We start from the raw sequence: 12659 nt of genomic DNA on the forward strand, positions 1-12659 counted from the left end.
CATCCTAGCTTCTCAGTTCCCGTGCGGCCGCTACCATGGTTTCCAGTGCCGGCGTCACTTCTTCCCATTTCCGCGTTTTCAGGCCGCAGTCCGGGTTAATCCACAGCCGTTCTGCGGGGATACGTTCAGCCGCCAGAGTCATCAGGTTGATGATGTGTTCCTTGTCAGGAATGTTGGGCGAATGGATGTCGTATACGCCCGGACCAATGTCGTTGGGGTATTCAAAGCTCCGGAACGCATCCAGCAGTTCCATGTCTGACCGAGAGGTCTCGATGGTGATGACATCGGCATCCATACGGGCAATGGCTTCGATGATGTCGTTGAATTCCGAGTAGCACATATGGGTATGGATCTGGGTGCTGTCATCTACGCCGTTGGCGGCGATGCGGAAGCTGTTGATTGCCCACTCCAGATACGTTGCCCAGTCCGACTTTCTCAGCGGCAGACCTTCGCGCAGAGCGGCTTCGTCGATCTGGATGATGTTCACGCCGGCTTGTTCCAGATCCTGAACCTCCTCGCGAATTGCCAGGGCCAGTTGCAGGCAGGAATCCTTGCGAGGCTGATCATCCCGCACGAAAGACCAGTTCAGAATCGTCACCGGGCCGGTCAGCATCCCTTTCACTGGTTTGTCCGTCAGCGACTGGGCATAGCGGATCCATTCCACGGTCATGGCCTGGGGTCGGCGGATATCGCCAAACAGAATCGGAGGTTTCACGCAGCGCGAACCGTAAGACTGAACCCAGCCGAAGCGCGTGAAGGCATAGCCGTCCAGTTGCTCGCCAAAGTATTCCACCATGTCATTACGTTCGGGTTCGCCGTGTACCAGGACATCCAGTCCGAGCTTTTCCTGCTCTTCCACGCAACGAACGATTTCTGCTCGCATTTGTTCGATGTAAGCCTTTTCGCTCAGCTCGCCCTTACGGAATTGCAGTCGCGCCTGTCGAATCTCGCGGGTTTGCGGGAAAGATCCGATGGTCGTGGTCGGGAAGGCGGGCAGGTTTAGTCTCTCCCGCTGGCGGACGATCCGCTGAGGGTAGGGACTCTGGCGATTGCCAAGCTCAGACGTGGCGGCGGCAACGGCCTTTCGAACCTCCGGATTGGTCACGCGATGGGAGCTGCGGCGGCTATCGATGGCCAATTGATTGTCTGCCAGCTCGGCGCGCACGCTGCTGCGGCCCTCGTTCAGTGCTCTGGCGAGAATCTTCAGTTCGTCGAGTTTCTGAACCGCAAACGCCAGCCAGTTGCGAATGTCGCGATCTAGTTCCTGTTCCCGGGAGAGATCGACAGGGACATGCAGAAGCGAGCAGGTTGGTGCCAGCCACAAACGTTGCCCCAGTTTTTCGTTCAGGGGTTCCAACCAGCCCAGAGTGCTGTTCAGATCCGATTTCCAGATGTTGCGACCGTTGACCACCCCGAGAGAAAGCACCTTGTGGCTCGGCAGCCAGTCTGCCACGCGACTGACCTCGGCCGGCGCGCTGATGGCATCAACGTGCAGGCCTGCAACGGGCAATTCGCACGCCAGTTGAAGATTGTCCCTGAGCTCGCCGAAATAGGTGGCCAATAGCAGTTTCGGGCGGTTCGTTTTGAGCTGGTGGTAAGCCAGATTAAAGGCATAACGCCAGTTGGCGTCCAGGTCCGTGACCAGGGCAGGTTCGTCAATCTGAACCCATTCCGCGCCGGCATCCGCCAGGGCTTCCAGGAGTTGGGAGTACACCGGTAGCAGGCGCTCCAGCAAATCCAGAGGATTGCTTCCATCCGAGGTTTTTCCCAGCCAGAGATAGGTCACCGGGCCAATAATCACGGGTTTTGCGTTGAGTCCCTGCTTCCGTGCTTCGGACAGTTGTGTTAACAGTCGTTCCGGATTGAGTTCAAAGTGAGTGTCAGCTGTCAGCTCCGGCACAATATAGTGGTAGTTGGTGTCAAACCACTTGGTCATCTCGCCAGCGGCAGTGGCGCAGCAGGGGCTATCATTGGCACCCCGGCCACGTGCGGCACGGAAGTAAGCGTCCAGCTCCGAGCCTTCTTTGCTGGCGGCCCGGATGGGGAGGTTTCCCAGAGTGACGGACATATCCAGCACCTGGTCATAAAGGGAAAAATCGCCTACCGGCACGTAATCGAGCCCGGCCTGTTGCTGCCAGTGACGCCGGCGCAGATCGGCTGCCGTGATGGCCAGTTCCTGTTCGGTTTGCCGGCCGCCCCAATAGTCTTCCAGCGCGAATTTCAGCTCACGCTGGCCACCGATACGGGGGAAGCCGAGGTTATGTGTGGTTGCCATGATTGAGTCCTTGAATCCTGTGTGTTGAGTCAGGTCTCAAGGTTAGGTGGGCTTTTGCATGAATAAAAATGGTATTATTTCACTAAATCATGAAAAACGTTCACGGAAAGGTTATGGTCGAGCGGCATCATCTGGAAATCTTGCGAGCGGTGGAGCGCCAGGGTTCACTGACGGCTGCGGCGGAACAGCTACACCTCACCCAGTCGGCGTTGTCCCACGCTATTCGTAAACTGGAGCAACAACTGGGCACTTCGGTCTGGCTCCGAGAGGGGCGTCAGTTGCGTTTGACTCAGGCTGGTCATCAACTGCTGGCATTGGCCAATCGTTTGCTGCCGCAGTTTGAACACGCTGAGATGCAGATTCACCAGATTGCCCAAGGGCAGCGCGGCAGCTTGCGAGTTGGCATGGAGTGTCACCCCTGCTATCAATGGCTTCTGAAAGTAGTAGGCCCTTACTTGCAGCAGTGGCCGGATGTCGATGTGGATGTGAAACAGGAGTTCCAGTTCGGCGGCATGGGCGCGTTGTTTGGTCATGATATCGACTTGCTGGTTACCCCGGACCCGTTGCATAAGCCCGGTGTACGTTTTGAGCCCGTGTTCGATTATGAACAGGTGTTGGTGGTGTCGGAAGATCATTCGCTTGCCGATGAAAAATGGGTAGAGCCGCATCAACTCGAAAAAGAAACGCTGATTACTTATCCGGTGGCAGTAGAGCGTCTGGACATCTTCACGCGGTTTTTTCTGCCGGCGCATACCGCACCGGCACGCCATAAGACCATTGAGACCACCGATATCATGTTGCAGATGGTTGCTGCAGGGCGAGGGGTGAGTGCTTTACCACGCTGGCTGGTGGATGACTATGCCCGGAACATGCCCATCAGAGCCCTGAAACTCGGTCAACAAGGTATGCCCAAACAGATTTTTCTGGGTTTCCGGGAGCGTGACGAGGCGGTGGATTATCTGAACGCGTTCGTGAAGCTGGCCCGCAGCATTCGCTGGAACTAGTCTCTTCGGTTAAACTGCGCGGAAAATTATCACAGGACACACAAATCATGAGTGAAATCCCTTCTGATCTGAAGTACATCGAAACTCACCAGTGGGTGCGCGTGGACGCTGACGGCACCGCCACCGTGGGCATCACCGATTTTGCCCAGGAGCAGCTGGGAGACGTGGTCTACATCGGTGTGCCGGAAATGGGCGCAACGGTAAACGGCGGCGAAGAAGCCGGCGTGGCAGAATCCGTGAAATCCGCCTCAGACGTTTTCAGCCCGGTAACCGGCGAGGTCATCGAGATCAATGAAAAGCTGGAAGACGAGCCGGAAATCGTGAACGAAGACCCCTACGGCGATGGCTGGATGTTCAAGGTAAAGCTGGCCGACGAAGGCGAGCTGGAGGGCCTCATGGATGCGGCTGCCTACGCTGAACACGTGGCCGCTGAGGAATAATTATTGATGGAATTCCCCGTTCTCTATCTGCGCAAAGGCGCAGAACGTCGTCTCCGGGCCGGTCATTTGTGGGTGTACAGCAACGAGGTGGATACCCGCCGCAGCCCGCTGACGGAGTTTCAGCCCGGCGCGCAGGTGCAGGTTCGGGCATCGAACGACAAACCGATGGGGGTGGCGTTTGTGAATCCCCATGCCCTGATCTGCGGTCGTTTGATCAGTCGTGATGCTGCTCACGGCATGACGCCCAAGCGGCTGACTGATCGCATGGAGGCGGCCCTGAGTCTGAGGGAGCGATTGTTTGATAAACCCTTCTATCGCTGGGTATTCGGCGACAGCGATGGTCTTTCTGGCCTGGTAGTAGACCGGTTCGATGATGTCGTCGTAGTGCAGATCTCCACCGCCGGCATGGAGCAGATGAAGGAGGCTATTGTCCGTGCCGTCCAGCGCCTGGCTCATGCCCGCATCATCGTGCTGAAGAACGATGGCAAAATGCGCAAAGTAGAAGGGCTGGATACTTACGTGGAGTTTGCCCACGGTCCGGAAGCCGACACCGTACTGGTGGAAGAGAACGGCGCCCGCTTTGAAGTGCCCCTGGCGGGCGGCCAGAAAACCGGTTGGTTCTATGACCACCGCATGAATCGCCAGCGCCTGCAGGCCTACGCGCCCGGCAAAAAAGTTCTCGATGTGTTCAGTTACGTGGGCGGTTGGGGCATTCAGGCCGCTTGCGCCGGCGCATCCCAGGTGACCTGCGTGGACGCATCGTCAGCCGCCGTAGATGCGGTACACCACAACGCCAAACTGAATGGGCTGGAAAACGTGGATACCATTGAAGGTGATGCCTTTGATGCCCTGAAAGCCCTGGCGGACGAAAAGGAAAAATTCGACATCGTGGTGCTGGACCCTCCTGCCTTGATCCCGCGCCGCCGGGACCAGAAAGCTGGTGAGCAAGCCTATGCCCGGTTGAATCAATTGGGGCTCCGGCTGCTGGAACGCGACGGACTATTGGTGTCGGCCTCCTGTTCCATGCATCTTTCCCAGGAAAAGCTGATCGATATTATTCGTAGCAGCGGACGCAAGATCGACCGGTTTGTGCAGTTGCTGGAACAGGGTCACCAGGCGCCGGATCATCCGATCGTACCGGGGATTCCGGAGACGGACTATATCAAGTCCTGCTTTGTGCGTTCCCTGACTGGGTTTTTGTGATCTGCGGGCGTTACGCCCGCAGCGAAATCACCGCCCAGCCATTCTCAATTGCCGTTTTCTCCAGGGTAGGGTCCGGGTCCACCGCCACAGGATTGTCCACCTTCCGCAACAGCGGCAAATCATTGTGGGAATCGCTGTAGAACCAGGCGCCCTCAAGGCTCTCGCCGTGGGCAGCCAGCCAGTCATTCAGCCGCTTTACCTTGCCCTCCTGAAAACTCGGTGTGCCCGCCACTTCACCCGTGAATTTCCCGTTCACCAGCTCTGGCTCAGTGGCAATCAAATGATCCACTCCCAGCATTTCGGCAATAGGTTCGGTAATAAAACGGCTGGTTGCCGTAATGATCATCAGCGTGTGGCCCCGCTCGCGATGATCCGCGAGTAACTTCACCGCCTTGTCCAGCATCATCGGCTGCACCTTCTTGGCCATGAAAGCAGCCCGCCAGCCTTCAAGCTCTTCCAGATTGTGGCGGGTGAGGGGGGCCAGTACAAAGCGCTGGTAATGGAAAACATCCAGCTCTCCATTCAGATATTCCTGATAGAAGCGGTCGTTGGCCCGCTTGTACTCCTCCGCATCCACCATGCCCTCTTCCACCAGGAATTCGCCCCATGCATGGTCGCTGTCCCCGGCCAGCAAAGTGTTATCCAGATCAAAAATCGCGAGCGTCAAGCCTTCTCCTCCCATCCGTACAGGCATCATGGCAAAGGCGACAGTCTACCACGGCATGGCAGTAACGTGCCGCCAACAGCTCCGTTTGCCGAAGCCTTGGGTTTCTGTAAGAATGAGAGCAACTTGGACAATTTTCGCCGGTTAAAAAATAACCGGCAGCCGACTACTACGAGGACTGTGCCGTGATCGACTCAGACGGTTTCAGACCCAACGTCGGAATCATTCTGGCCAACCACAGGGGAGAAGTTCTCTGGGCAAGGCGAATAGGGCAGGACTCCTGGCAGTTTCCTCAGGGCGGTATCAAGCACAACGAAACCCCCGAGGATGCACTCTACCGGGAGCTTGGAGAGGAAATCGGCCTGTGTGCCAGCGATGTGGAAATCATCAGCTGCACCCGGGGCTGGCTGCGTTACCGGCTTCCGAGGAGGATGGTACGCCATAACTCGCACCCCGTATGCGTGGGGCAAAAACAGAAATGGTTCCTGCTGAGGATGTTATCGCCAGATGCGCATGTACGCGTGGATGGCACGGATTCACCGGAATTCGACGGCTGGCAGTGGGTGAGCTACTGGTATCCGTTGGGGCAGGTGGTTTCATTTAAACGAGAAGTATACAGACGCGCGTTGAGGGAGCTGGCCCCAAGACTGTTTCATAACATGGAGCAGTGGCACCGGGCCGAGAACCCACGGCGTATGAAGGAACATCAGAAATGACGGACTGACTCCATGCTGAGCATCCTGCGAAGTCTAGTACAAGAGGTAAACAGCGCCCGCGATCTCCAGGAGGCGTTGGAAATCATTGTATCGCGGGTGCAAAAGGCCATGGGCACAGAGGTCTGCTCGGTTTATCTGCTGGATCCCGCCTCCAATCGCTATATCCTGATGGCTACCGAAGGCCTGTACAAAGACTCCGTGGGTCAGGTCAGCCTGGCCTACTCCGAGGGTCTGGTGGGGCTTGTCGGTTCCCGTGAGGAACCCATCAATCTTGAAGATGCGCCATCCCACCCGCGCTACCGTTATTTTCCGGAGACCGGTGAGGAACGCTTTCGCTCGTTTCTGGGGGTGCCGATCATTCACCATCGCCGGGTACTGGGCGTGCTGGTGGTTCAGCAGCGGGAGAGTTCCCGTTGCTTCGATGAAGGTGAAGAAGCTTTTCTGGTCACCGTGTCTGCCCAGTTGGCGGGTGTGATTGCCCACAGTGAGGCCACAGGTGCCATCAGTGGATTGTCGCTGACGGGTGAGGAAGCCCGCGATGTCAGTTTCAGCGGCGTTCCCGGAGCGCCGGGTGTCGCCATTGGAACGGGCGTGGTGGTTTATCCTGCCGCCGATCTGGATGTGGTTCCGGAAAAGCCGACCGAAGACATCGATCAGGAGCTGGAACTCTTTCGTTCAGCTGTTTCGGCGGTGCGGGAAGATATCGAGCGCGTTGCCAACCGCCTTGCGTCCCAGCTCCGGCCGGAAGAGCAGGCGTTGTTCGATGTCTATCTGCGGATGCTGGGAGATGAGGCGCTACCGGGTGAGGTGGCGAATCGAATCCGGGAAGGCGTCTGGGCTCAGGGCGCCCTGAAACAGGTGGTTCAGCAGTATGTTCGTCATTTCGAGATGATGGACGACCTGTACCTGCAAGAACGTGCAGTCGACATCCGTGATCTGGGCCGCCGACTACTCTCACACCTGCAGGAAGGTGAGCAGAAGCATCTGGAGTATCCCGAGCGTACCGTGCTGGTGAGTGAAGAGCTGACGCCGGCCATGCTTGGTGAAGTGCCCAAAGGGCAATTGGTTGGGCTGGTCTCGGTAAAGGGGTCGAGCAACTCCCACGTTGCCATCCTGGCCAGGGCAATGGGTGTGCCCACGGTGATGGGTCTGGTAGACATCCCGGTTAACCAGCTCGATAGCCGGGAACTGGTGGTAGATGGTTTCGAAGGGCAGATTTTCGCGTCTCCCTCAGCGGATCTCAGGGCCTTTTTCCAGGCCATCTGCGACGAAGAGGACGAACTGGTTCGGGGCCTTGAAGCGCTTCGTGACAAGCCCTGTGAGACCACTGACGGTCATCGGGTCTCGCTGCTGGTGAATACCGGTTTGATGACCGACGTGGTGCGCTCCCTTTCCCATGGTGCCGAGGGCATCGGCCTGTACCGCACCGAAGTGCCGTTCATGATCAAGGATCGCTTCCCGTCAGAGCAGGAGCAGCGGGAATACTACCGGGAACAGCTGGAGGCCTTTGCTCCCAATCCGGTGACCATGCGAACCCTCGATATTGGCGGTGACAAGGCACTGACCTATTTTCCCATACAGGAAGAAAACCCGTTCCTTGGCTGGCGCGGTATCCGGGTAACGCTGGACCATCCTGAGATCTTCCTGGTACAGGTGCGGGCCATGCTTAAGGCCAGTGAGGGTCTGAACAACCTGCAGATCATGTTGCCGATGATCAGCAATATTTCTGAGGTGGAGGAGTCCCTGCACCTGATCTATCGGGTCTATCACGAAGTTCGTGAAGAAGGGTACGACATCCATATGCCCAAGGTGGGTGTGATGGTGGAAATCCCGGCCGCGGTTTACCAGATTCGTGAGCTGGCGGAGCGGGTGGATTTCCTGTCAGTGGGCTCCAACGATCTGACTCAATACCTGTTGGCGGTAGATCGCAATAACCCGAGGGTGGCGCAGCTGTATCACTCCTATCATCCGGCGGTGCTGCAGGCGCTGGTGCGGGTGGCTCAGGATGCCCATTCGGTGGGCAAGCCAGTGGGTATCTGTGGCGAACTGGCGGGTGATCCGGGCGGCGCGCTGTTACTGATGGCCATGGGCTATGATTCCCTGTCGATGAACGCAGCGAGTCTGCCGAAAGTGAAATCCGTGATCCGCAGCGTGGGGCGGGAATGGGCCATTCAACTGTTGGAGGATGTGCTGTTGCTGGATTCGCCCCATGTCATCAAGAGCTGTGTTGATCTGGCGTTACGCAATGCTGGTTTTGGTCGCTACTTGCGTCCAGCCCGTACCTCGTCGGCAGCACTGGCAGAACAGGCCGTTTCCTGAGCAGTGTGAGGGTTATAGTGTGCGCACTCTAAATTCCCTTGTTAGGTTGTTGGATAACTGAAATCCTGCAGCAGTATCCGATAAGGACAGTCAATGAAGACAGCGACCGAGCTCAAGCCAGCACCGAGAATTGGCCTCGCCCTTGGCGGCGGTGGGCCTCTGGGTGGTATTTACGAGATCGGTGCCCTGCGGGCTCTGGACGAAGCCCTGGATGGTCTGGATTTCAATAATATCGATGTCTATGTCGGCGTAAATGCCGGCTCTTTTGTGGCTGCCAATCTGGCAAACCAGATGACCACAGCCCAGCTTTGCCGCATCTTTGTAAGGAACGAAGCTGAGGTTCACCCGTTTCACCCTGAGGTTTTCTATCGTCCGGCTTTGCGTGAGATCGGGCGCCGGCTGCTCGCCGTTCCGGGCTTGCTTTCAACGGCGGTCAGCCGGTTTGTGAACAACCCTTACGACCAGAGCCTGCTGGAAGCCATGACCATTCTGGCCCAGGCGGCACCGGCCGGACTTTTCGATAACGAGGGGTTGCACGAGTACCTGAAGCGCGCCTTCACCATGCTTGGCCGCACGAATGATTTTCGTCAGCTCAAGCGCAGTCTGTATGTGGTTGCTGCAGACGTGGAGAGCACGGAAGCGGTCTGCTTTGGTGCGCCCGGGTACGATCATGTCCCCATATCCCGGGCGGTTCAAGCCAGTACTTCATCTCCGGGGCTGTACGTGCCGGTCGAGATTGATGGTCGTTTTTACGTGGACGGTACGCTGCGAAAGGGGTTGCATGCCTCGGTCGCTTTTGAAGATGGCGCGGATCTGGTGTTGGCGGTCAATCCCCAGGTGCCCATCGATGCCAGTGCTGCGGTGCGCGCGGGGACCATGAAGCCGGGAGAGCTCACCCGTTCCGGAATGCCGAATCTGTTGTCCCAGATGTTCCGGACCATGGTTTATTCCCGTATGCAGTCGGGTATTGCTCAATATACCCGTGATTATCCGGATAAGGACATACTGCTGTTTGAACCTACCCGGGATGATGCCAAGCTGTTTTTCTCAAATGTGTTCAGCTTCCAGAGTCGCCGGATGGTGTGTGAGCACGCCTATCAGATGACCCGCCGAGATCTGCTCCGGCGGGCAGATGAACTGGAGCCCAAACTGCGCAAGTACGGCATTACGCTGCGCCGGGATCGTCTTGAGGATGAGCAGAGAACCATCAGTACCAGCCTGTATGGTGAAATGCTGCCCCTGTATGTGGCCAAAGGTCGCAAGAAGCAGGGCGAGAGGAACCGGATTGCGAGCGGCTTCAGTACCGTCACGCACCTGTTCTCAAAGGCAGAATAAGTACTGATGTTGCCGATACGGGCATGAAAAAGCCGGAGAGGTCATCCCCTCCGGCTTTTTTGTTGGCATTTCAGGAAACCGCGAATCAGAGAATGTAGCGGCTCAGGTCTTCGTCTTCAGACAGCTCGCCGAGCTTCTCGTCAACGTAGTCCGCGGTCACCTCAAAGGTATCGGTGACCTGGTCGCCAGCGTCGTAGGACAGACTTTCCAGCAAGCGCTCAAGCACGGTATGCAGGCGGCGCGCACCGATATTCTCGGTGGTTTCGTTCACCTTGTAAGCCACTTCCGCAATGCGGGCGATGGCATCGTCGGCGAAGGTCAGTTTCACACCTTCGGTGCCCATCAGCGCTTCATACTGCTGCACCAGCGAGGCATCCGGTTCGGTCAGAATGCGCTTGAAGTCGTCCGGCGTCAGCGCCTGCAGCTCCACGCGAATCGGCAGGCGGCCCTGCAGTTCCGGAATCAGGTCAGAAGGCTTGGACAGGTGGAAGGCGCCAGAGGCAATGAACAGAATGTGGTCGGTCCGAATGGAACCGTATTTGGTGCTTACGGTGCTGCCTTCAATCAGAGGCAACAGGTCGCGCTGAACGCCTTCCCGGGACACATCCGAGGAGGTGTTTTCCGAGCGTTTGGCAACCTTGTCGATCTCATCGATAAAGACAATCCCGTTCTGCTCAACCGCCTGAATGGCCTTCTGCTTGATCTCTTCCTCATTCACCAGCTTGGCGGCTTCTTCGTCCTTCACCCGCTTCATGGCATCCGCCACTTTCATCTTGCGGGTTTTGCGCTTGTCCGAAGACAGGTTGGAGAACATGCTCTGCAACTGGGAGGTCATCTCTTCCATACCCGGAGGTGCCATGATCTCCACGCCGGCTCCACTGCTGCGCAAATCGATCTCGATTTCCTTGTCGTCCAGCTCGCCTTCCCTCAATTTCTTGCGGAACAGCTGTCGGGTCGAGGAGTCCGCATTGGTGCGCTGGCTGTCTTCGTTAAAATCCCTGGGGGGCGGCAGCAGGGCATCCAGAATGCGGTCTTCGGCGGCATCCAGTGCACGGTGTTCATGCCGCTTCATTTCCTGTTCGCGCAGCATTTTAACCGCCATGTCGGCCAGGTCGCGGATGATGGACTCAACATCCCGGCCTACATAGCCCACTTCGGTGAATTTGGTGGCTTCCACTTTCAGGAAGGGGGCATCCGCCAGTTTGGCCAGCCGGCGGGCAATTTCGGTTTTGCCGACGCCGGTGGGGCCGATCATCAGGATGTTTTTCGGGGTAATTTCATCCCGCAGGCTGCTGTCCAGTTGCATGCGGCGCCAGCGGTTACGCAGGGCAATGGCGACGGCGCGTTTGGCTTCTTCCTGGCCCACGATGTGTTTGTTCAGTTCGTGGACAATCTCTCGGGGAGTCATTGCAGACATGGTCGCTCCGGTCGTCAGTCTTTAATGGGCAGCACTTCCAGAGTGCGGTTCTGATTGGTGTAAATGCAGATGTCGCCGGCAATTTCGAGCGCCTTCTCGGCGATTTCGTGGGCGCTGAGCTCGGTGTTTTCCAGCAGCGCCCGGGCGGCGGCCTGGGCAAACGGCCCGCCGGAACCGATAGCGATCAGCCCCTGCTCCGGCTCGATCACGTCGCCGTTGCCGGTAATGATCAGAGAAGCGGTTTTGTCCGCAACGGCCAGCAGGGCTTCCAGTTTGCGCAGGGCGCGGTCTGTGCGCCAGTCTTTGGCCAGTTCTACAGCGGCACGGGTGAGGTTGCCCTGGTGCTTTTCCAGCTGGGCTTCGAATCGCTCGAACAAGGTGAAGGCATCGGCGGTGCCACCGGCAAAACCAGCGATTACCTGGCCGTTGTACAGGCGGCGTACCTTTCGGGCATTGCCTTTCATAACGGTGTTGCCGAGGGATACCTGGCCATCACCGCCCATGGCGACTTCATTCTCCCGGCGTACGGAAACTATCGTGGTCATTGGCGCTCCAGTTGCCTGTTTGAATTTGTATTTTGGCTTTATGGAGGCGCTGGGCGGGATTTCAAGAGCAGGGGAGGTGGCTGAACAAAGTTCAGCCTTCTTTCGGGATCTTCCGCACCAGAGGCTGGATATTGATAGTAACCAGCTTGTCGACCGCCGAGTTCATCTGGCTGCGTGAGTTGAATGGTCCCACATTTACGCGGTACCAAACACTTCCGTTGTCGAGATCAATACGCTGTACATGAGCTCTGAGTCCCTGGAAGGCGATCTGTGCGCGCTGTCGCTCGGCGTCTTCCTTACTCCTGAACGAGCCAGACTGTACGACATAATCGAACTCCTGCATGGCCGGGCCCGGGGTATATTCTTCCACTTTGGGCGGAACGACCTCGGATTCCGGCAGCATTTCATAGAACCGGAAGTTCTGCTCTTTCGGCCGGCCATCCTGTTTAGCCGTGGTGTTGGCGGGTTGCTTGGGCGCTACCGGGGTCTGCTCCTGAATCGGGGTTTGCCTGGCAGTTTCCGGCCCGCCGGGCAAGGTGTTCAGGTAGACGATAAAGCCGATGAAGCCACCCACGGCGGCCAGAGACAGGATGGTTTTCATAGACAACGCGCCATGCTGTGAGTGTGATGGTGCACTCTTTTGGGGTTTGGACGGCTTGCGGGGCCTGGCCGCAGGCTTGCTGGCGGCGGCCCCTTTGCCCGCAGGGCGATCTTTCCTGGCGTAATCTCTGGCCATGGCCT

Annotated in this window: 11 protein-coding genes; 6 read left to right on the top strand and 5 right to left on the bottom strand. The window is 57.5% G+C overall.

From position 1 onward, the window contains the following. Positions 1 to 4: 4 nt before the first annotated feature. Entirely contained in the window at positions 5 to 2275 is a 2271-nt protein-coding gene (gene metE / locus MARHY_RS03260; RefSeq protein WP_014420557.1) for a 5-methyltetrahydropteroyltriglutamate--homocysteine S-methyltransferase, read from the bottom strand. 113 nt (positions 2276 to 2388) lie between these two features. Between metE and MARHY_RS03265 the strand changes: the two genes are divergently transcribed. Genes MARHY_RS03265 through MARHY_RS03275 form a run of 3 tightly spaced genes read left to right on the top strand, consistent with a single transcriptional unit; the run spans position 2389 to position 4922 of the window. Then, the gene (locus MARHY_RS03265) at positions 2389 to 3279 is read left to right on the top strand and encodes a LysR family transcriptional regulator (protein WP_022992065.1); all 891 of its coding nucleotides are present in this window, start codon (positions 2389 to 2391) and stop codon (positions 3277 to 3279) included. A gap of 47 nt (positions 3280 to 3326) precedes the next feature. Beyond that, positions 3327 to 3719 (top strand): glycine cleavage system protein GcvH, encoded by a 393-nt coding sequence (gcvH, locus tag MARHY_RS03270; protein WP_011784330.1) that lies wholly within the window; start codon positions 3327 to 3329, stop codon positions 3717 to 3719. A 6-nt stretch (positions 3720 to 3725) separates the two neighbouring features. Further along, positions 3726 to 4922 carry a class I SAM-dependent rRNA methyltransferase gene (locus tag MARHY_RS03275; RefSeq protein ID WP_011784331.1) on the top strand — a complete coding sequence of 399 codons (1197 nt, stop codon included), beginning with the start codon at positions 3726 to 3728 and terminating at the stop codon, positions 4920 to 4922. 10 nt (positions 4923 to 4932) lie between these two features. On the opposite strand, the gene MARHY_RS03280 is transcribed toward MARHY_RS03275, so the two are convergent. After that, positions 4933 to 5589 carry a histidinol-phosphatase gene (locus MARHY_RS03280; RefSeq protein WP_014420560.1) on the bottom strand — a complete coding sequence of 219 codons (657 nt, stop codon included), beginning with the start codon at positions 5587 to 5589 and terminating at the stop codon, positions 4933 to 4935. A 182-nt stretch (positions 5590 to 5771) separates the two neighbouring features. Here MARHY_RS03280 and MARHY_RS03285 point away from each other — a divergent pair, with 182 nt between their 5' ends. From MARHY_RS03285 to MARHY_RS03295, 3 genes are all read left to right on the top strand, one after another. After that, positions 5772 to 6302 carry an RNA pyrophosphohydrolase gene (locus MARHY_RS03285; protein WP_011784333.1) on the top strand — a complete coding sequence of 177 codons (531 nt, stop codon included), beginning with the start codon at positions 5772 to 5774 and terminating at the stop codon, positions 6300 to 6302. Between the two features lie 12 nt (positions 6303 to 6314). Continuing rightward, a complete protein-coding gene (ptsP, locus tag MARHY_RS03290) occupies positions 6315 to 8621 on the top strand; it encodes a phosphoenolpyruvate--protein phosphotransferase (protein WP_011784334.1) in 2307 nt (768 codons plus the stop codon). Positions 8622 to 8714: 93 nt separating this feature from the next. Then, entirely contained in the window at positions 8715 to 9956 is a 1242-nt protein-coding gene (locus MARHY_RS03295) for a patatin family protein (protein WP_014420561.1), read from the top strand. 85 nt (positions 9957 to 10041) lie between these two features. Here MARHY_RS03295 and hslU read toward each other — a convergent pair whose 3' ends face one another. The 3 genes from hslU to MARHY_RS03310 all read right to left on the bottom strand — a co-directional run bounded on the left by hslU (position 10042) and on the right by MARHY_RS03310 (position 12654). Then, positions 10042 to 11373, bottom strand: coding sequence for an ATP-dependent protease ATPase subunit HslU (gene hslU / locus MARHY_RS03300; RefSeq protein ID WP_011784336.1), 1332 nt, complete (start codon positions 11371 to 11373; stop codon positions 10042 to 10044). Between the two features lie 14 nt (positions 11374 to 11387). Further along, complete coding sequence (gene hslV / locus MARHY_RS03305; RefSeq protein ID WP_011784337.1) at positions 11388 to 11918, bottom strand: ATP-dependent protease subunit HslV; 531 nt, start codon at positions 11916 to 11918, stop codon at positions 11388 to 11390. 91 nt (positions 11919 to 12009) lie between these two features. Beyond that, on the bottom strand, positions 12010 to 12654 hold the full coding sequence (locus MARHY_RS03310) for an SPOR domain-containing protein (RefSeq protein WP_014420562.1): 645 nt from the start codon (positions 12652 to 12654) through the stop codon (positions 12010 to 12012). Positions 12655 to 12659 lie beyond the last annotated feature (5 nt).

The organism is Marinobacter nauticus ATCC 49840 (assembly GCF_000284615.1).
Classification (GTDB): domain Bacteria; phylum Pseudomonadota; class Gammaproteobacteria; order Pseudomonadales; family Oleiphilaceae; genus Marinobacter; species Marinobacter nauticus.